The 20396-nt window shown below is 39.6% G+C and carries 19 protein-coding genes and 1 tRNA gene; 12 read left to right on the top strand and 8 right to left on the bottom strand.

Features of this window, described 5'->3' with window-relative positions; all coding sequences use genetic code 11:
* Entirely contained in the window at positions 1 to 1206 is a 1206-nt protein-coding gene (locus tag J1G40_RS00495) for a succinylglutamate desuccinylase/aspartoacylase family protein (protein ID WP_265240309.1), read from the bottom strand.
* A gap of 3 nt (positions 1207 to 1209) precedes the next feature.
* Positions 1210 to 3057, bottom strand: coding sequence for a CBS domain-containing protein (locus J1G40_RS00490; RefSeq protein WP_265240308.1), 1848 nt, complete (start codon positions 3055 to 3057; stop codon positions 1210 to 1212).
* A gap of 128 nt (positions 3058 to 3185) precedes the next feature.
* On the opposite strand from J1G40_RS00490, the gene rnpA reads away from it, so the two are divergent.
* The 9 genes from rnpA to J1G40_RS00445 all read left to right on the top strand — a co-directional run bounded on the left by rnpA (position 3186) and on the right by J1G40_RS00445 (position 12665).
* Positions 3186 to 3575, top strand: coding sequence for a ribonuclease P protein component (rnpA, locus tag J1G40_RS00485; protein WP_265240307.1), 390 nt, complete (start codon positions 3186 to 3188; stop codon positions 3573 to 3575).
* Positions 3556 to 5184, top strand: a complete 1629-nt coding sequence (locus J1G40_RS00480) for a S41 family peptidase (RefSeq protein ID WP_265240306.1) — start codon at positions 3556 to 3558, stop codon at positions 5182 to 5184. The genes rnpA and J1G40_RS00480 overlap by 20 nt, the downstream gene beginning before the upstream one ends.
* A 27-nt stretch (positions 5185 to 5211) precedes the next feature.
* The gene (locus J1G40_RS00475; protein ID WP_265240305.1) at positions 5212 to 6108 is read left to right on the top strand and encodes an SMP-30/gluconolactonase/LRE family protein; all 897 of its coding nucleotides are present in this window, start codon (positions 5212 to 5214) and stop codon (positions 6106 to 6108) included.
* Positions 6105 to 6887 (top strand): SDR family NAD(P)-dependent oxidoreductase, encoded by a 783-nt coding sequence (locus J1G40_RS00470; protein ID WP_265240304.1) that lies wholly within the window; start codon positions 6105 to 6107, stop codon positions 6885 to 6887. Before J1G40_RS00475 ends, J1G40_RS00470 begins: the two co-directional genes overlap by 4 nt.
* An 86-nt stretch (positions 6888 to 6973) precedes the next feature.
* The gene (locus J1G40_RS00465) at positions 6974 to 7834 is read left to right on the top strand and encodes a fructosamine kinase family protein (protein ID WP_265240303.1); all 861 of its coding nucleotides are present in this window, start codon (positions 6974 to 6976) and stop codon (positions 7832 to 7834) included.
* A 102-nt stretch (positions 7835 to 7936) separates the two neighbouring features.
* Positions 7937 to 8998: a Gfo/Idh/MocA family protein gene (locus J1G40_RS00460; RefSeq protein ID WP_265240302.1), complete on the top strand. Its 1062-nt coding sequence runs from the start codon at positions 7937 to 7939 to the stop codon at positions 8996 to 8998.
* A 15-nt stretch (positions 8999 to 9013) separates the two neighbouring features.
* The gene (locus J1G40_RS00455; protein ID WP_265240301.1) at positions 9014 to 10492 is read left to right on the top strand and encodes an acyl-CoA synthetase; all 1479 of its coding nucleotides are present in this window, start codon (positions 9014 to 9016) and stop codon (positions 10490 to 10492) included.
* Between the two features lie 176 nt (positions 10493 to 10668).
* Positions 10669 to 12186 (top strand): sodium:solute symporter family protein, encoded by a 1518-nt coding sequence (locus J1G40_RS00450; protein WP_265240300.1) that lies wholly within the window; start codon positions 10669 to 10671, stop codon positions 12184 to 12186.
* 104 nt (positions 12187 to 12290) lie between these two features.
* Entirely contained in the window at positions 12291 to 12665 is a 375-nt protein-coding gene (locus J1G40_RS00445) for a hypothetical protein (protein WP_265240299.1), read from the top strand.
* Positions 12666 to 12687: 22 nt separating this feature from the next.
* Here the strand turns inward: J1G40_RS00445 and J1G40_RS00440 are convergent, their stop codons facing one another.
* The 3 genes from J1G40_RS00440 to J1G40_RS00430 form a co-directional block, all read right to left on the bottom strand.
* Positions 12688 to 13128 carry a GNAT family N-acetyltransferase gene (locus J1G40_RS00440; protein ID WP_265240298.1) on the bottom strand — a complete coding sequence of 147 codons (441 nt, stop codon included), beginning with the start codon at positions 13126 to 13128 and terminating at the stop codon, positions 12688 to 12690.
* Positions 13129 to 13132: 4 nt separating this feature from the next.
* On the bottom strand, positions 13133 to 14056 hold the full coding sequence (locus J1G40_RS00435; protein WP_265240297.1) for a cation diffusion facilitator family transporter: 924 nt from the start codon (positions 14054 to 14056) through the stop codon (positions 13133 to 13135).
* 78 nt (positions 14057 to 14134) lie between these two features.
* Positions 14135 to 14566: an RpiB/LacA/LacB family sugar-phosphate isomerase gene (locus J1G40_RS00430; RefSeq protein WP_265240296.1), complete on the bottom strand. Its 432-nt coding sequence runs from the start codon at positions 14564 to 14566 to the stop codon at positions 14135 to 14137.
* A gap of 609 nt (positions 14567 to 15175) precedes the next feature.
* Between J1G40_RS00430 and rnr the strand changes: the two genes are divergently transcribed.
* The 3 genes from rnr to J1G40_RS00415 are packed head-to-tail and all read left to right on the top strand — an operon-like array spanning position 15176 to position 18787.
* Positions 15176 to 17365 (top strand): ribonuclease R, encoded by a 2190-nt coding sequence (gene rnr / locus J1G40_RS00425; RefSeq protein ID WP_265240295.1) that lies wholly within the window; start codon positions 15176 to 15178, stop codon positions 17363 to 17365.
* A gap of 49 nt (positions 17366 to 17414) precedes the next feature.
* Positions 17415 to 18095, top strand: coding sequence for a head GIN domain-containing protein (locus J1G40_RS00420; protein ID WP_265240294.1), 681 nt, complete (start codon positions 17415 to 17417; stop codon positions 18093 to 18095).
* 17 nt (positions 18096 to 18112) lie between these two features.
* Positions 18113 to 18787, top strand: a complete 675-nt coding sequence (locus J1G40_RS00415; RefSeq protein WP_265240293.1) for a LysE family translocator — start codon at positions 18113 to 18115, stop codon at positions 18785 to 18787.
* Positions 18788 to 18843: 56 nt separating this feature from the next.
* Here J1G40_RS00415 and J1G40_RS00410 read toward each other — a convergent pair.
* From J1G40_RS00410 to J1G40_RS00400, 3 genes are all read right to left on the bottom strand, one after another.
* Positions 18844 to 18914, bottom strand: a tRNA-Cys gene (locus J1G40_RS00410).
* A gap of 48 nt (positions 18915 to 18962) precedes the next feature.
* Complete coding sequence (folB, locus tag J1G40_RS00405) at positions 18963 to 19322, bottom strand: dihydroneopterin aldolase (RefSeq protein ID WP_265240292.1); 360 nt, start codon at positions 19320 to 19322, stop codon at positions 18963 to 18965.
* Positions 19323 to 19437: 115 nt separating this feature from the next.
* Positions 19438 to 20382 carry a type IX secretion system membrane protein PorP/SprF gene (locus tag J1G40_RS00400; protein ID WP_265240291.1) on the bottom strand — a complete coding sequence of 315 codons (945 nt, stop codon included), beginning with the start codon at positions 20380 to 20382 and terminating at the stop codon, positions 19438 to 19440.
* Between the last annotated feature and the right edge of the window lie 14 nt (positions 20383 to 20396).

Genomic DNA, 20396 nt, shown 5'->3' with positions numbered 1-20396 from the left:
TTATTTTCTCCTGAACCAGGCTGTATGTTTGTACATGTCTTTTTTCGACTTACTTTCTCTATTACTCATTACAACTTTATTCCCCTCTAAAACACCTCTGCGGTATCCAAAAAGGTGAAAAATTGGCTTCCTGAAAAACTTGGCAATCTTTATATTTACTTTTAAGCTTTCCTTGTTTGCTGTCCAGGAAACCCCTGGAAAGAGAGAGAAAAAATTATCCCATTTAAACTTTCTTAAAACTTCTGATACTCGCAATGCCCATATCGGAATTTTACGAATAAAAAAGAACCCTTCTTTCCCCAACACCTGGTAAAGCGGCATAAAAATAATACTGTCTTTTGGGGCAAGAATTTCTTCACCATTGTGTTCTGCAAGCAAAATTCCCTCAGGTATTTTTTCAAAACTCTGAAATCCTTCCTCCATTTTAAACTGGTCTCCGGGAAACAGTTCTCGTCTGGAGAGTATTTCGTAAAAACTGCGGTTACCGTAAGTAGCGTTTTTAAGTTTGTGGTAATGCACTTTAAGCTCGGGCAACTCCGAAGCGGGGATTAATTCTGCAGATACAAGAGCGATCCAAATAAATGATATGGCATTGTCTACAGCCTCAACAGCATCGTGCTGACCAGACTCTATACCCACTGCCAGATATCCTCTCTCATTGATGTAGCTCAGTAACGGCCCATGTAGGTATTCTTCAATCCCTAAAACTACCGGCAGAGGAAAACATCTGGAAAATCGCCTGTTAATAAGGGCGTCGTTTATAGTTATAAAGGGGACTGTCCTACTTGAAGTAGTATGAATGTCAATAAAATAAAAAGGAGCTGTATTAGTATCCAATATTTCCTTTAGCAGCGCATAAATTTCCATCAATTCCGCTTCCTCAACGGAGCGTTCTTCCGGCGCCTTGTTTCTAATGATTGGAATATTGCTATTTGTCCATAGTCGGTTGAGGTCATGGTCTAAAAACCTCTTCCTGGCTGATAATCCCTTGAGATTGCCCCGAATCCCATAAATCTTCCCTTTAATTGGTAAAGAGTACTTTTTAAGGTCATCAAAAACCCTTTCAAGAGCGAGAATTCCGGCAGGTTCATTGCCGTGAATTCCGCCAAAAAGAATAAATGTGGGCCCCTTTTCCTGACCCGATATTTCTCCAATTAAACGTGTGGAAAGCGATTTTTCTGAGATAATCGGTTGTGTTTGGATCATTATTTACACATCATTAGACGTAATAATTCCGATGAGTTTATTGCCGATTACTACCGGCAGGCAATTTATGCTATTACTTTCCATAAGCTGAACAGCACTTTCTAAAGATGCATCGGCCGTAGTGGTTATCAAGTCTTTCTTCATCAAGGTACTAATACTCAATTGCAATTTTTCCGGGTCTTCCAGATAGGTCTCCACATCTGTCCAGGTCAATAGCCCGCTTAAATCCAGATCGTTATTCAAAATAGGTAAATGGTGTATGTTATTCCATTGCATCATTCTTAAAACCAGCTCTGCACTGTCCGCTTCCTGGGCCGTAATTGTCCTGGGGTTCATACAATCCCGAACGGTTTTATCTTCTTTTGGCAGTACAATTTCATCTCCCCTGGGTAACTGCCAGGCATCAATTGCATAGTTTTTTTGTTGTCTTTGATACATGGTGGCAGTAAGCACTTTAAGCGCGTCGGGCTTCTTGTGTTTCTTCTGTAATTTTCTATAGGCATCTACAATCCACCGCGAGCCGTTTGTAGACTTAATTCTGTTTTCTATTATGGATAGATAGTATTCCGCATCCTCAGGAGCGACATTCATGCTGTACAACCCTCTAAATGCCATTGGCAATAAGTAGTCTGCTAAAAGATCCTGACTGGAAATTAATTCCCCATCCCAATAGAATTGCGCGGCCATTCCGTATCTCGCAGCATTGAAGAAATTGCTTTTAGTTTCTTTAAAATCCATTTTAGTATGGATGTCCTTATATTTTGCAGGTCTCCCTCTCATTACTCCAACCCAAAACATCATATTGGCAATTTCATCCTGTGTGCTGGGCCCGGAAGGCAAATACCTGTTTTCAATTCTCAAATGCGGGGCCCCATCCGTTTTTCCATAGCAAAGGCGATTCCATTTGTATACCGTTCCATTGTGAAGGTTGAGCGCTTTTAATTTAGGAATCTTTCCCTTGTCGAGTTCGGCAATACTGTCCGATTCACAATCTGCTGAAATAAGGCTTCTGAACCTAACGATAGACTCTTTAAAAAAATCGGCTGCAGAACCAGTTGCCCAATCACGACCAAAACCAACTCTGGGTTCCTTTTCATTTAAATAGAATGTACTGGCTCGGGTGTCAACACTTTGCGTAAAAAGAGCTATTCGGGTTTCTTCCCATAACTCCCTTCCCATCAACAGAGGAGAATTGGTGCATATCGAAAGAATAGGTCCCGATATGGCCTGAGCCCAGTTGTAAGAATCTCTGAAATCATCCGGATCTATTTGCAGGTGGGCCTGAAAGCTGGTATTACAACCTTCGTACATAATGGTGTCGTGATGTAAATTAACTTCATCTACCCCTTTAATATGGAGTTCAATATCGTTCTTCCTGATCTTCTTTATGGTTTCATTTAAATGCTGGTACCTTGTTTTAGGCGTCATATAATCCAACTCCAGGAACTTCGTCCGCAAGGTGGGCAGAATGCCCGTCAATAAGACTTTATTATTATACTTTTTTGCTGCCGCCTCGGCTTTATCAAGGAATTCGTCTAGTGTTTTATGCATCTCAGAAAAACACCTATCTCCTAATTTTAAGGGATCCAGGTTTATTTCCAGGTTATAGAGGGTTAATTCTGATGTAAATTGAGGTAAGTCAATTTCCTGTAAAATTTCAGAGGCCATCTTAGATGGCTCCCAGGCATCATCAACCAGGCAAAATTCCTGTTCGGCGCCAATATGAATTGGGGATTTCTGAAACTTGTTTTCCTTTAGCATGCGCTCAAGGGCATCAATATCATTAATCAATTGTTTGATGTAAATGGCCCTATCGCCATTTGTTAATTTTTCTAATTCTAATTCACCCATTATTCAGCTATTTCAATCCTAATTTACAGAATATTAATCCTGGCGCAAAGTACTTTTGGGGTAAAACTTTTCCTATGACAAATATCATGTTATACTGGCGCCTATTTATTTGTTAATTTTATGCCCCTATGGCTTTTACATTCCCAAAGAAAGAAAAACTCCGGAACAAACGCACTATAGATCGCCTATTTAAAGAAGGCCAGTCTGTTTCGGTTTATCCTTTAAAACTTATCTATCTGAATATTACAATTCCTGCAGAGGCTAAAATCCAAACTGCAGTTGCTGTCCCAAAAAGCAACTTCAAAAGTGCAGTTAAAAGAAACAGGGTTAAGCGGTTAATGAGGGAAAGTTATCGCCAAAACAAACAGTACATTTTTAACAACATGGAGGGAAACTTTGCGTTTCTATTTTTATATCTTGGAAAAGATATGCCAACTTATGCTGTTGTAGAAAAAAGTATGTTGACTATATTTAAAAAACTTGTTAAAAGGTTGTCTGATGAGAAAGTTGCTGAATAAAAAAGTATTAATCCCTGTTTTTGCTGTTGTGTTTTTAGTTGCCGGGAGCAGCTTTAAAGGTGATTTTTTTGAAATTGCCAAACAGATTGAAATTTTCACCACGCTGTTCAAGGAACTCAATATGAATTATGTGGATGAAACCAATCCGGCGGAATTAATGGATACTGCTATTAAAAATATGCTGGAAGATTTGGATCCTTATACCAAATTTCTGAATGAGCAGGATGTAGAAGCTTATAAGATTAATAATGCAGGGGAATATTCTGGCATAGGGGCATTGGTGAGGTCCTATAATGATAAAATATTAATTGTTGAGCCTTATAAAAACTCTCCTGCGGACAAAGCTGGTCTTAAAGCTGGCGATGAGATTATTAAAATTGGAGATATTACTATTTCAGATTTTAAGGATGATGCCGGTGAGTTATTAAAAGGGGCTAATAACACAAATGTGGTAATTAGTTACAAGAGGCAGGGGGAAACCAAAACTGCAACCATCAAAAGAGAGGGTATTGAAGTCGATGCGGTTCCATACTATAATATGGTTAATGAAACTACAGGATATATTGTGCTTTCTAAGTTTAATGCCAAGGCCTCATCCCAAACCAAAACAGCCCTCAACGATCTTAAGGGAAAAGGAGCTTCAAAAATAATTCTGGACCTTAGAAACAATCCTGGAGGCCTGCTTTCGGAAGCAATTAATGTCACCAATCTATTTGTGCCCAGGGGAGAGCTGATAGTGACCACTAAGTCCAAAGTAAAAAAATTCAACAGGGAGTACAAAACAAAGAATCAGCCGGTTGACACCAGTATCCCGCTAGTTGTGCTTGTGAATGGCCGCAGTGCCTCGGCCAGTGAAATAGTCTCTGGGAGTCTTCAGGATCTTGATAGAGCCGTTATTGTTGGAGCCAGAAGTTTTGGTAAAGGACTGGTTCAGCGTCCTTTGAGACTTACATATGGTACTCAGCTAAAAGTTACTATTTCCAGGTATTATACCGCCTCCGGCAGGTGTATTCAATCGCTGGATTACTGGAACAGGGACGAACTTGGCAATGCCGTGCGCAACACTCAATTTAATGACTTTACTACAAGAAATGGCCGTAAGGTACAAGACGGCGGTGGTGTAATGCCCGATGTTGAGATAAGTGCAATTAAGACAAATGGTCTTACCAGGGCGCTGCTTAACAATCATGTGATTTTTGATTTTGCCACTAATTACCATTATCAAAACAAGCTGGAAAATGTAGCCGCATTTGACTTTTCTGATAGCGACTTTTCTGATTTTAAAACCTTCGTTTCCAAGAGCAATTTTAATTTTGAAACGAAAACGGAAAAAGCCCTTAGAGAGGCAATGGCCAGTGAAGAAGATGAAATTTTTGGAGCAGCTGTTGAAAATAATTACAAAACACTCCTTGGTGAAATTAGCAAGAGCAAACTAGCGGCCCTGGATAAATTTCAAATGGAACTTCAGAAAAATCTTGAGGACGAAATAATAAAACGTTATTTCTACCGGGAAGGACTGTATGATTATTACCTGAAGAACGATGATGCTATCCTTGCTGCGGCAGAATTGCTCGATAATACCACAAAATACAAAGACATCTTAAATTAGAATTTATTCTCCTGCAAGGGCGTAAGTGTGAAAAACAACAACAACAAAAGAGCCCGATTGATATTCGATGCTAAAGCAGAGTTAGGCGAGGGCCCTGTTTGGGATGCAAAGCAACAAAGGTTGTTCTGGGTAGATATAGAAAGAGGGAGGCTACATTGCCATTATCCACTAACTAAGAAAAATCTACACTGGGATTTTGAAGAAATGATCGGTGCAGTTTCTATCATATCAGATGGTAACTTGCTCTTAGCACTGGCATCCGGATTGGCTACCTTTTCTTTAGCCACTGAGGAACTTAAGCGCCTTAGTGTGCTGGAAAACACCGACCCCAGCATACGGTTCAATGACGGCAAATGCGATCCAAACGGGAATTTCTGGATAGGAACCATGCATAAAGAATTTCTTCCCGGAAATGGCAACCTCTACAAAGTAGATCATCAATTAGGACCTACACTACAGATAGAAAAAACTACTATTTCCAATGGCATGGCCTGGTCCTCAGATGGTTCCAGATATTTTTATATCGACTCCCCCACATTTGAAGTTGCTGTTTTTGATTTTGACAACGCCAGCAATCTAATTTCTAACAGGAAAAGTCTCTTTAAAATTCCTTCTTCCTATGGGGCTCCGGATGGTATGGCCATTGACAATGAAGACATGTTGTGGATAGCACATTGGGGGGGAGGATGTGTCAGGCGATGGAATCCGGCAAATGGGAAAGTGCTCCAGGAGATCTCTGTGGATGCTCCGCATGTAACCTCCTGTTGCTTTGGAGGCAAAGATTTGAATATGTTGTATATTACAACTGCCAGAAGCGATTTGGCCGAGAAAGAGCTAAAAAACTCTCCCTTAAGTGGCGGTCTTTTTTGTTTTAAAACCAATACTACCGGGAAGGCGGGAAGTCTGTTTAAAGGTAAAGTATGATATATACCGGAATAAAGGATAAGGTGGCAATTATTACAGGGGCAGGAACCGGAATAGGATTCGCCATTGCATCTTTATTACTCGAAAACGGTGCCAATGTAGTGTTGAACGACCTGGATAATGAGGTTACAGAAAAAGCTACTAAAACATTAGATGCCAAATATTCTGGCCATTGCCTTCCTTTTTCGGGTGATGCAGGAAATATAGAGGTCATAGATGGCCTGGTCCGATATACTCTTGAGCACTTTGGTAGAATAGATTTTGTCGTCCCCAATGCAGGCATCACCTTATTTGGTGATTTTTTTGAATTTAGCCCTCAGGATTTTCAAAAAGTAGTTAATCTTAATTTGCAAGGAGCGTTTTTTCTTGTGCAAAAGGCCAGCGCTATTATGAAAGATCAGGGCAGTGGGGGAAGAATAGTACTGATGTCATCTATTACAGGAATTAAGAGCTATCCATCATTGTCGGTATATGCGATGACAAAAGCCGCACTTCGTATGCTGGCAAGAAGCCTGGTGCTGGTACTTGGTGAACATCAAATCACAATCAATGCAATTGCGCCCGGGGCCACCCTGACAGAGCGCACAGCTCTGGAAGAGCCAGATTATGCAGGAGCCTGGGGCAAACTCTTACCCGGAGGAAATGTTGGTAAGCCCGAAGATATCGCCAACACTTGTCTTTTCCTGTTGTCAGAAGGGGCGGCCCATATTAGCGGGCAAACCCTGGTGGTAGACGGAGGCTGGACGGTTATTGGTCGTTATCCGGGAGATTTGGATTAAAAATATAGATCCGAAACTTTTTTGGAACCCAAGTCGACCTGATGATAATACTGTTTCCTAATACTTCAATCGCATCAATCTAGTATATGCAAAAAGACACTGAATTTGAATTGGCAGGGCTTCTGGGCAATAAAATAGTTGGGGTAAAACCTATCTCAGGTGGTGATATTTCCAAGGCCTACTTGTTAGAACTGCCTAAAAGTAAGGTGTTCTGTAAATTGAATTACAGCAAATTTGCCTATTCCCTTTTTGAACAAGAATTGACCGGATTGAATTTAATTGCCGATTCCGGAGCTATCAAAGCCCCTGAAGTTATTGGCTGTAGTAGATTAGAAAGGGGGGCTTGTTTGCTATTGGAATACATAGTGCCCGGTAACCCTACTGCAGCGGTAATGCAGAAGTTTGGATATCAATTAGCAGAACTTCATTTGTGTGGTTCTGAATACTTCGGCCTGGAGGAGGATAACTATATTGGCAGTTTGCCTCAGTCTAATAGCAAACACAATAATTGGGCAAATTTTTATGCCCGGGAGCGATTACATCATCAGTTACAACTTGCATTGGAAAAAAAGCTACTTAGAGCAGAAGAGGTGCCCGATGTTCAGACCTTAGAAAGCGTTATTGAGAAATACACAGGTGGAGCTATGCCCGGATTATTGCACGGGGATCTTTGGGGTGGAAACTATCTTATATCTTCCAGGGGTGATCCTTATTTAATAGATCCTGCCGTTTATTACGGCCATCACGAAGTTGATATTGCAATGACAAAGCTTTTTGGTGGTTTTGACAACGCCTTTTATCAGGCATATCACGAAATCATTCCGCAATCCGAAAGATTTGTTGAGCGACAAGATTTGTACCAGCTCTATTATTTGCTGGTGCATCTAAATCTCTTTGGCAGTTCCTATTATCCGGCAGTAATTAATTGTATCAAAAACTACTTTTAAGCGGGCAAGTAATCCTGGGTCAATTTTGTTTTTATATTTTTAAAGTGAGTTAAGTGCCTTCTTCACTTTCAACACAAAAGAAGCGCTATAATATAAACCTGTATGGAAAGAATAAAAGTTCTAGTAGTCGGCTGTGGAAACATGGGTATTAGTCATGCTCGTGCTTACCATCAATTGCCCAATTTTGAGATTGTCGGACTGGTAAGCAGAAGGCCCGATAGCCGGGAGAAACTTTCTGAAGAGTTGGGAGGTTTACCCACATTTTCAGACTTTAACACTGCACTAAGCAGCACTCGGCCAGATGCCGTATCAATCAATACTTATCCGGATACCCATGCAGAATATGTCAGGGCGGGACTGGAAGCCAATGCCCATGTTTTTGTAGAAAAGCCATTGGCTCTTACTGTGGAAGATGCGCAATCTTTAGTTGATCTGGCCAGGGAAAAAGGCAAAAAAATGGTTGTGGGCTATATTCTCCGGGTTCATCCGGCCTGGGCCCTTTTTATTGAAAAGGCACAAATGCTAGGTAAACCCCTGGTGATGCGAATGAACCTTAACCAACAGAGCTCCGGTGAGCAATGGTATACGCATAAACAACTAATGAATTCAATGTCCCCCATTGTTGATTGTGGTGTGCATTATGTTGACGTAATGTGCATGATGACCAGGGCCAACCCCGTCAGCGTAAGTGCAATTGGCGCCAGGCTTACAGATGAAATATCTGAAAACATGTACAATTACGGCCAGCTGCAGGTGCGCTTTGATGATGGCTCAGTGGGCTGGTACGAAGCAGGGTGGGGGCCCATGATGAGTGAAACTGCTTTTTTTATTAAAGATGTAATTGGCCCTAAGGGATGTGTGTCTATTGTAGAAGAAGACAAGGGGGCCTCCGATGATATTGAAGGACATTCCAAAACGGGCGGGCTATTGGTCCATCACAGTGATATGGATAGCGATGGTAATTTTGTTAAATCGGATCAGCTAATAAGTACAAAGGATGAGCCAGACCATGATGGCCTTTGTTTTCTTGAACAGGAATTCTTTTTGAAATCAATTCTGGAAGACAAGGATCTTACAGCCCACATGAACGATGCTGTGAACAGTCTTAAAATTGTCCTCGCAGCAGATGCATCTTACAAGCTTGGGAAAACCATAGAATTATAATATAAATAGAGTGCTATGATCTCATTAATAGACAGAGCCTATACTTTCGAAAACCGAACGGCTATTCTCTCTGATGGTAAAAAATACAGTTATAAAGAGCTTATAGCTGCCTCTGCTAAGGTAGCCTCGAATCTCCTGGGGGGAGAAAGTGATCTTGAAGAAGCGCGGATTTGCTATTTGGTGCCTCCTTCGTTTGAGTATACCGCTATACAATGGGGTATCTGGCGTGCAGGTGGTATAGCTGTGCCGCTGTGTGTCCTACATCCGCTACCATCTATTAGCTACGTCCTGGAAGATACTGAAGCAAATATTGTTATCGTCCATAGCGATTATGAACAGTTTTTAAAGCCATTGGAGAAAACGCTTGGTATTACCATAGTAGCGCTAAAAGAAGTACTAGAAGGGTTAAGCAGTTCTTTGCCTGATATTTCAAAAGAGAGAAGGGCTATGATACTGTATACCAGCGGAACTACCAGTAAACCAAAAGGAGTGGTCACCACTCATCGCAATATCGAGGCCCAGATTACCACCCTGACAAATGCCTGGGAATGGAGTAAAGATGATCATATCCTTAATATTCTACCCCTGCATCACGTTCATGGGATCATCAATGTAATGAGTTGTGCGCTATGGAGTGGGGCATGTTGTGAATTTCAGCCAAAATTCGATGCTGAAAAAGTTTGGAAGGCAATATCTTCGGGAAGGTTGACTCTCTTTATGGCCGTCCCGACAATCTATTACAAATTAATTGCCTTTTGGGAAGCTTCGTCGAAAGCCCAGCAATCTGTTTTTTCTGAGGCGGCCTCTGGCCTGCGACTTATGGTGTCTGGTTCAGCGGCACTTCCGGTTTCCGTCTTGGAAAAATGGGAGGAGATTACCAGCCAAAGACTTTTGGAGCGCTACGGCATGACCGAAATTGGTATGGGACTCTCCAATTCTTATCGCGGTGAGCGAAGGCCGGGCCATGTTGGACTTCCATTGCCGGGGGTTCAGATGCGCCTTGTAGGTGCAGATAACCAGGGTGTTGCGTCAGGGCAAGCTGGTGAAATTCAGATAAAAGGAGCAAGTGTTTTTAAGGAGTACTGGCAGAATGAGGAAGCCACCAAAAAAGCATTTACCGAAGATGGGTGGTTTATTACTGGAGATATTGCACAGATGAATCGTGGGCTCTATAAGATACTAGGAAGAGATAGTGTTGATATAATTAAGTCCGGAGGTTATAAAATCTCAGCTTTAGAAATTGAAGATGTGCTAAGAAAGCAGACAAATATAGATGATTGTGCTGTTGTGGGTCTGCCAAACGAGGAATACGGAGAGCTGGTTGCTGCATGTCTGATATCCCAAAAAAGCGACATAGATTTTGAAGAGGTTACCAGGCAGCTAAAAACTCAACTGCCGGGCTATAAGATTCCCAGAAAGTACATATTGAGAGCGGACTTACCCAGAAACGTTTTGGGAAAAGTGACCAAAAACAAATTAAAAGAATATTTTTAGATTAAATTCAGTGTTTCGCTAAAGGCTTAGTGATCATTAATCATTAAATATATCTATGGATTTCCTCACCATATTTCCATATGTCGGAATTATTGTTTTGGCTTTAATTAATGCCCTTCTTGTTCTAAAAAGGAAGATCAGGGTAGACAAAAGCGATCATAATCCTGAACATTAATATGGAATATTTCAAAGAACATTACATTACAATACTACTTACGGCTCTTTATGTTGGGGGCTGCTTGTATATTGGGTGGTATTTTAAGAAGAAGGCCTCCAGGGAAATTGAAGACTATTATCTTGCCAAGCGACAAATTCCTGGCTGGGTAATATCCCTGGCTTTTTTCTCTACATCGGCAAGTACAAACACCTATATCGGACAGGCGGGGAAATCTTTTCAATACGGCCTATCATGGGCCTGGATGGCTTTTATCTGGACGGTATTCTGTATTATTTCATGGCAACTACTGGGGCCTAGGATGCGATTTCAAACCGCCAGGTTAAAATCGTTCACAATTCCTGATTATTTTCATCTTCGATACAAGAGTAATCTTGCAAAAAGTATCAGGGTGCTTTCTGCCTGCATAATACTTTTCGCCACCCTATGGTACATGATCGGAATTGCTAAGGGGTGTGCTCATGTACTTACCTCTGTACTGGATATCCCTTATGAATATGGCGCATTTGCCATCATTTTTATCACCTGTGCTTATACTATCTGGGGGGGCATGTACAGTGTCTTATGGACCGATGCCATACAAGGAATAATAATGTTCGGAGTGGCCATACTTATGTTGATGCTCCCCTTTATCTATGTAGGAGGAGTGGATACCCTTTTTGAGAACCTCAGAACAACAGACCACCTAACGGCCACTGGGCAACCCATGGGTTCTGGCCTGGTAACTTTCGGTGAACTGGTTTCCTTTCTTTACATACTTGGAATAGGGCTTGCTATTGGCATGAAACAAATCTCTGAGCCTAAAAACCTCATTAGGTTTTACTCTATTGATAATGCCAAAAGCATGCGTTTTGCAATGATCTGGACCCCTGTATTTCTTGGCATTTCCCTTGTTTGCGTTATGGGTCTTGGAGCTCTGGTTCACGGAATGGCTAATGCAGAAGAGGCCGCCTATCTGGTACAGAATACGGACGAAGTTATTGGCTTTATGCTAGATAAATTTGACAATAAGCTGGTAAGCGGAATTTGTGTGGCCGGGCTCTTTGCTGCCGGAATGTCATCCCTGGCATCTGTTATCATCATCATTGGAACCGCCTTTGTGAAAGATATATGGCATGTGGTTAAGCCAATGGAATACACCAGGATCATCCCCAGAACAAAATGGTTTATGGGCCTTTATTGTCTGTTGGTATACGTGCTTACTTTATACCCCATGGCCGGGATTGTAGAACTAACCGCCTTTGCAGGAGCGGTATTTGCTGCGAGTTTTTTTCCTGCAATATTCGGTGGTCTATACCTGAAATGGGGCACGGACCTGGGCGCTATGGCATCCATGGTTGCAGGAATGCTGGTTAATATTATATGGCGTTTCGGCTTTAGATTTAACTATGATGGCCTTGAAGATATTCATGAAATAATTCCGGCATTTATCATGTCTTTAATAACATATATCGTTGTGAGCTTATTGAGCAGGGAACGAAGGCCAAACAAAGAACACCTCGCCAGAATTTTTGACTAGTTGCAGTGCGTTTCTTCAGAAATTACAACTCTATTTAGTCATAAACTACTGTTAATCAGTCTGTAAAATTTGTAATTCTCTTATTTTCTACTATCTTACTAGTTATGATAAAAGAAGAAAAGAAAGAAAACGAAGCATTTTTAGAGAAATCGATACGTCATCTTGAGGCGAGAGGTTTTGAGGATATCAAAGCGGATTTAAAGGGTTATGAATCCCCTAAGTCTTTTATTAAAAAAAGTACCGGGGTGGCCATAACTCCTGATATTGTTGCTCGTAAAGACGGTAGCAAATATTTTTTCGACATCAGTTTGAAATCTGAAAAGTCAAAATTATTAAAGTCGAAATGGCTATTTCTTGATACCCTAAGCCGGTTAAAAGCCAATAAATTCAGGATAATTACTACCCGAGGGCATTATAAGTTTACAGATAATATGTTGGCAGACATTAATCTTGGTAATAAAACGCCCATCAGAATATAACCCCTCAGATCTTAGAGGTCGATTAATTTTTTTCCATCATAATGTGTGGTATCCCGTCTTCCAGATACTCCTCCCCTACCTGGCTAAAGCCCAATTCCTTGTAGAACTTTGTAAGATAGGACTGTGCCGACAAACAGATCTCAGAGGTTTTGAAGCTATTCCGAATGGCGTCTATCGAAGCTATCATGATATCCTTGCCATATCCAAATGCCCGCTGATCTTTCTTAACCACCACCCTGCCTATACATGCCTTATCTGTGTAATCTCCCGGGGCGAAAATTCTTGTATAAGCGACGATGTCACCATTTTTAGAACCAATAATATGAAGGGCTTTTTCATCCTTCCCATCCAGATCCTGGTAGGCACAATTTTGCTCTACAACAAAAACAGCTGCCCTTAGCTGCAAAATATTATAGAGTTCTTTTGTTGTTATTTCCTCAAAGTTTTTTACTGCAATCTTCATTTTTCTAATCCTGAACTATTACTTTTTTACTGTCGCACTTTCCGTATTCTGGTTGGATGTTTACATGATTTATCCCAAACTTCTGATAAACATCTTTCTCTATCCTTTCGAGTATAATATCAAATTGGGAAAGGTTAATGTCCTGATCAAAATCTATATGTGCCTCCAGGTGCACTTCGTCTTCATTTAACTGCCAAATATGAACATGGTGTACATTTTTTATCTCCTCAATTTTGCTAATAGTGTCCACTATTTTTTCCACTTCAATGGTATCTGGTGTGAATAACATCAGCACCCTTGTGGACGCTCTAAGAAGGTCATATCCCATATAAATAAGGTACAGTGCTATTAAGACCGTTAGTAAAGGGTCTATCCAATAGGCCTCATAAAACTTCATAAGAATTCCGCCAACTAAAACAGCTACGGAAGCCATCATGTCTGTTAGCAAATGCAAATAAGCAGATTTCATATTCATGTTGCTATTTGCGTCTTTCTTCAATAGCAGCACGCTAAATCCGTTTGCTAAAATCCCCAGTAGTGATAATAGTATAACAAGGTCCGAACCTATGGCTTGTGGCTCCATAAAACGCTCAACAGCTTCCTTAATAAGGATTATTGCAACAACGATAAGAGTAGCCGAGTTTACAAATGCCGCTATAATTTCAGCTCTTTTATAACCAAAAGTTTTATTAACCGACGCTTCTTTTTTTGCAATAACAGTAGCAAAATAACTGACAATCAAAGACAATACATCGCTGAAATTATGAAGGGCGTCCGAGAGTAAAGACAAGCTGCCTGAAATAAGTCCGCCTACAGCCTGGGCAACTGTAATTAAAATATTTAATAAAATAGATATAAAAAGATTCCTTCCCCTTAAATCCTGGTGGTGGTGGTGATGATGGTGATTATTTGAATGTGAATGACCCATGAATCTCTTTTAAGGAATATCCAGGATAAATTTAAAGGGGTAATCCGGGTAATGGTAATATGCTCTGAAAATAAAAAACTAAACACACGGAATCTTTTCGACCCGTCTTTCGTGTCTTCCTCCGGCGAAAGCAGTGTCTAAAAAGGTCTGTACCATTTCCAGGGCCTGCGGTAAAGCAATAAACCTGGCTGGCAAACTAAGGATGTTTGCATCATTATGCTCTCTTGCCAATGCAACAATTTCCTTATTCCAACACAAGGCAGCCCTTACTTTCTGATGTTTATTGGCCGTCATAGATGCCCCATTTCCACTTCCGCAAATAATGATGCCAAAATCTACTTTGTCATTTTCAACAGCCTCAGCCACCGGGTGGATAAAATCAGGGTAGTCTACACTGTCTGTACCGTCAGTTCCAAAATTTTTAATCTCAACATGCATAGATTTTAACAAACCTATCACCGCAAGTTTATATTCTGTTCCGGCATGATCATTTCCTATTGCTATTTTCATTATTTACAATGTTAATGGTTACTCAAAGATACAAATACGTTAATAATATGCGCTTAAAATGTTTATGAACAATATGGTGTCGGATATAAAGTTAGTTCCTTATAAATGAATGTGTTGTTAAAATAACACTTTGTTGATATTATGCTTAAAAGATGTTATTAGTAAATTTTTAGATTACACAAAAATTGCTTCTTACAAAACTTAGTCCGAAAGCCAAAACCAACTTCCCAGAACTTAAGAGAAAGATATTAAGTTAATTTGGTCTGCAACTAACAATTATAACCTAATAATTTATTAATAAAAACTGTTGATAGTAGTTATTAATATGCGTTAATAAATGTCATAATCAACTGATATTAACCACTAAGTACTAAAAGTAAATTGTCAATAAACACATATTTATATCCAAAGCAAGTTTTTAAGAAATCTTTTATCTTCATTATTAACACCCTATCATAGACACCATTAATTTTATTTAATTAAAAAAGAAAAATAGAGGACTTATAATAAGTGTTAATAAGATAATAACTATCTATTGAAATTAAAGAACCTGATGAATAAAGAAAGCTGTGGATTATAATTCGTAATTTGCGCCCCAAATTAAGTTGAATGTCAAAGAAAAAAAAGAGAATAAAAAGTCAAAGACAAAATGAAATTACAAAGGGAATTTTTACCGTTCTGGAAAAACAACCCAAACAAAACTTCAATTATAAACAAATAGCTTCCAAACTTCAAATTACGGATACTGAAGGAAGAAATCTACTTATAAAGCGCCTGGGGGAATTAAAGGCAAAAAACAGAATACAGGAAGCATCCAGGGGAAAATACACGGCACTTTCCAATAATAATTACAGTAAAGGACGTGTAGAAATTACGGCAAGAGGAAATGCATATGTTATTATGGATGAGGAGGATGAGGATGTATTTGTCCCATATAACAAATTAAAAAGAGCCTTCCATGGGGATATTGTGGAGGTGGCTATTTATCCAAGGCGAAAAACAAAAAAGCTGGAGGGGCAAATTGTAAATGTCCTGGAAAGAAAGAAATCTACTTTCGTTGGCATAGTTGATCTTCAGAAGACATTTGCTTTTGTGAGACCGACAGATTTTAAAATGTACAAGGATATATTTGTTCCGATAGAAAAAATTGGAAATGCAAAAGAAGGTGAAAAGGTGGTTGTTAGGATAAATGAATGGCCCGATAAAGCCGATTCACCTATTGGTGAAATTGTGGAAATTTTAGGGATGCCAGGCGAGCATCATACGGAAATACACTCCATTTTAGCAGAATATGGTCTTCCATATGAATTTCCGGTGGAGGTTTCGCATTTTGCAAATAAACTGGATACCTCTATTAAAAAGGAAGAAATAGCTAAAAGGCGCGATATGAGAGAAACGCTGACTTTTACTATAGATCCTAAGGATGCTAAAGATTTTGATGATGCGCTTTCTTTTGAGGTACTTCCGAACGGGAACTATGAAATAGGAATACATATTGCTGATGTATCTCATTATCTTGTTCCTGATACGGTTTTGGATGATGAAGCTTATTCACGTGCGACATCGGTCTACCTTGTAGATAGAGTGGTTCCTATGTTACCTGAGGTTTTATCCAATAATGCCTGCTCTTTAAGACCAAATGAAGAAAAATACACTTTTTCTGCAGTGTTTGAGATAGATAAGAACGCAGTAGTTAAAAATGAATGGTATGGCAGAACGGTTATTAATTCAGATGAAAGGTTTGCTTATGAAGAGGCGCAACATATAATAGAAACCGGTGAGGCCACTATTCCGGAAAATATTTCAATCAGGGGAGGCGCTTACCAGGTTGCTGATGAGGTTAAGGAAGCGACATTAAACTTAAATAAGCTTGCTCAAATTATGAGGAGTGGGCGAATGAGCCATGGAGCCATTTCCTTTGATAAAGTGGAAGTGAAGTTTAACCTCAATGAGCAAAATGAGCCGGAAAGCGTATATTTTAAGGAAGCGAAGGAAGCGAACAAACTGATTGAAGAATTTATGCTGCTGGCCAATAGAAAAGTAGCCGCTTTTATAGGAAAACAGAGACCTGAAAGGACATTTGTTTATAGAATCCATGATGAGCCGGATGAAGAGAAATTAATGGCGCTTAACAGCATAATTTCTCGTTTTGGTCATAAGATTGATTTTAAGAATAAAAAGGCCATTAGCGATTCTTTAAATAAGCTTCTCGAGGATGTGAGGGGGCAAAAAGAACAAAATTTAGTAGATACCCTGGCTATTCGAAGTATGAGCAAGGCAATATATACCACAGAAAATATTGGGCATTACGGATTAGCCTTTGATTATTATACCCATTTTACCTCCCCCATAAGGCGCTATCCAGATGTGATGGTCCATAGACTTTTGCAGCATTATTTAGATAAGGGCCAAACTGTTAATGCAGATAGCTACGAAGAAAAGTGTAAGCACTCTTCCAATATGGAAAGTCTTGCTGCCAATGCAGAAAGAGACTCAATAAAATACATGCAGATAAAGTTTATGGAGGACCATAGGGACATGGAATTTATAGGAGTAATTTCAGGGGTTACGGAGTGGGGAATCTATGTTGAAATTATTGAAAATAAATGTGAAGGAATGGTCCGTATTAGAGATATAAAAGATGATTATTATACCTTTGATGAAAGACAATACGCTATAATTGGTGAGCGGACGGCTAAAATGTATCAATTAGGAGATGAGGTGAGAGTAATGGTCAAGGATACTGATCTATTAAAAAGGCACCTGGATTTCACCTTGTTGGGCAAGGTGAAAAAGTAGTAAAATTTATGTTGTTCGTTATACAGGAAACAACCTAAAACCAACATTTATGAAACAGCTGGTATTATTAATTTTCCTTGTATTGGGATCTGAAATGATATGGTCTCAGAATGAAAAAATAACCCATAGTTTAGATAAATTCACTGAACTAAAAGCTTTTGACGGGATATCAGTAAACCTTATAAGATCTACGGAAAATAAGGCAGTTATTACTGGAGCGAACACCAAAAAGGTGGCTATAGTTAATAACTCGGGCGTACTGAAGATTCGTATGGAGATTGATAAATTATTTAGTGGGTACCGCACTTTTGTCGATTTATACTATTCTGAAAATTTAGTGGTAATAGACGTCAATGAAGACGCCAGGATAAGTTCTGAAGAAACGCTAGAACAGGATGTGTTGGAGGTAAAAGCCCAGGAAGGAGGGGAAATAGTTATTAATGCGCAGGTAGAACAAATGCTTATTAAATCTGTAACAGGTGGCGTAATTACAGCCACAGGCGTTTCAGATAATCAGGATGTTGCAATAAATACCGGGGGTGTTTATAAAGGAAAGGATTTTAGAACCAAGTTTACCACTGTAAATGTGAATGCGGGATCTAACGCAGAAATTTATGCAACAGATTATGTAAAGGCAACGGTTAAGGCAGGAGGAGAAGTATTGGTTTATGGCGACCCTTCAAAAATGGATGAGAAAACGGTCTTTGGAGGCAAAATAAAACGCATGTAAAGGCATAAAAAGAAGGCATGTTAGAAGATATTCAGGCTGCAATTCCATTGGGCTTTTTATTAAGCTTTATGATTGGGCCTGTTTTTTTTGTACTGCTTGAAACCGGCGCGACTAAGGGATTCAGGGCGGCCTTGTTTTTTGATTTCGGAGTTATAATTGCAGATATTCTCTTCCTTACTATTGCCTATTTCAGTAGTTTTCAATTGTTAGAAAATCTAAGTAACCAACCAGGCTTATATGTCTTTGGGGGGGTTATACTCGTAGTTTACGGAATAACTACATTCTTCCAAAAAGGAGGAAAAAAGCAATCGACCGAGATAAAAACAAAAAAAGGAGATTATTTAAGCCTTTTCATAAAAGGGTTTTTATTGAATTTTATCAATATTGGAGTATTGGTTTTCTGGCTGGGTGTAATAATTATTGTCGGCCCAAGTCTGGATAACGAACCCAATAGAATTCTTATTTTCTTTTCATCAATGTTAGGGGCTTATCTGGCTACAGATATTTTTAAAATTTTATTGGCTAAGCAGTTAAAAAGGAAACTGACGAGAGAAAGAATATTTATGGTTAAAAAGGTTTTGGGCATCGTGTTGGTGATTTGCGGCCTTGTTCTTATCGTAAAGGGCTTTTTACCAAAGGACAAATTTGATATACAGGAAGGTATAGAGCGCATAGAGAAAATAAGAGATTAGCCAGCCGCGCTTTATATTATTGAAAAACCCCCAACAAATATGCTGAGGGTTTTTAGAGGCATCGAGCGGATTCGAACCGCTGTACAAGCTTTTGCAGAGCTGTGCCTAGCCACTCGGCCACGATGCCATTAATGAGGTGCAAAGGTACTATTTTTTCCTGCTTTGAAAAAGAAAGTCAGATTCTCTTTTCTTGCAAAATAATCGCCACCGATTCAACATCACCACCGATAGGCGGATTTAGTTTTGATACCGAAACATTAATTTCTGAAACAGTATTAAGTTCGGAGAATATCCTGCGGATAATCCTTTGTGCCACATGTTCTAACAGCTTAGATCTTATCTGCATTTCTTCTTTGACGATGCTATTGATATGTACATAATCAACTGTATCTTCAAGAGCATCGGATGTTTTGGCAACATCTAAATTGGCCTGGATTTCAATATCTACGCGGTATTCACTGCCAATCAGCGCTTCTTCCTCCAGACAGCCGTGATAAGCGTATAAGCGTATATTATTGACCCTGATCTTGCCCATAGTAGTTCTTCAGTAGTGCAAACTTAAATTAAACTGGTGAAAATACCATCCTCCCTGGTGAACAGGTTGCGATAGTTGAAAATAATAAGAGGTGCCTGCTTTTAATTTAGTAACATTAATACGTACACCTACAGTTACTAAGCCCCTGGAAAAGATCTACACCAAGTGTAACAACGTGTGTTCCGGTACTGTATCCGAGGATTTCGTTCAGGATGATCTGATAAGAATAACCAAAATAAAAATTACTTTTTTTAAGCCCTACAATTGGTGCAATATAAAGGGGGTCTCCTATCTGGTCATTTAGAAACCTGTAGGTTACACCGGCGTAATAATAGTCTTCAAAATCGTACCAGCGAAATTTAACGTTTAGGTCTGTCACAGACCTGCCATCACTTTCAAACCACTGAAAAAATACAGAAGGTTCTATTTCTAATTGGCTGTTTTTGTTTTTTGTATACCTGTATCCCGTATATACATAATAATTTCTCAATCTGTTTGGCTCAAAAACCGGGTTAAATTTACTTAAGTCCTTATTGATAAGATTAGAGGCATTAAGACTAAAGTAAAACTTGTCTTTTCGATAAAGCACCCCAACATCAAAGTTGTGATTGGTAGTGGCCCTGTCGTCCGTTACGTTGGGATCCGGACCATCAAAATTCTCTATATCTATTCTGAACTGATTGAAATTATAAGAAAGACCAAAAGACAGGAATTCATCGTCGTATCTGTCTAAAGTCAGGTGATGCGCAAAGGAGACCCTTGCTCCCCGCTGTTTTGTTTCCCCATTGCTATCATTATAAAGAAGCATTCCAAGACCAGACCTGTTTCCAATCCTGGCATCAGCTGCCAACGACTGGGTATCGGGGGCATCTTTAATCCCTACCCACTGCGTAAGGCCATTGACCCTTATTTTGATATGATCTCCTATACCCGCATAGGTTGGCGACATCACAAACGGATTATCTGCCAAATATTGCGAAAGCTGAGGAAGTGTAAGTTCCTGGCCATTGGAGGCAAATACCCCTAGCAATACCATTAAGCTTAATAATCTAATACGCATAGTTCTATAGGTTA

The organism is Muriicola sp. Z0-33, assembly GCF_026126425.1.
In the GTDB taxonomy this organism is placed as follows: Bacteria; Bacteroidota; Bacteroidia; order Flavobacteriales; family Flavobacteriaceae; genus JAFMPW01.
The sequence above is the reverse complement of the archived record's forward strand: the minus strand, read 5'-3'. Positions and strand labels throughout refer to the sequence as shown.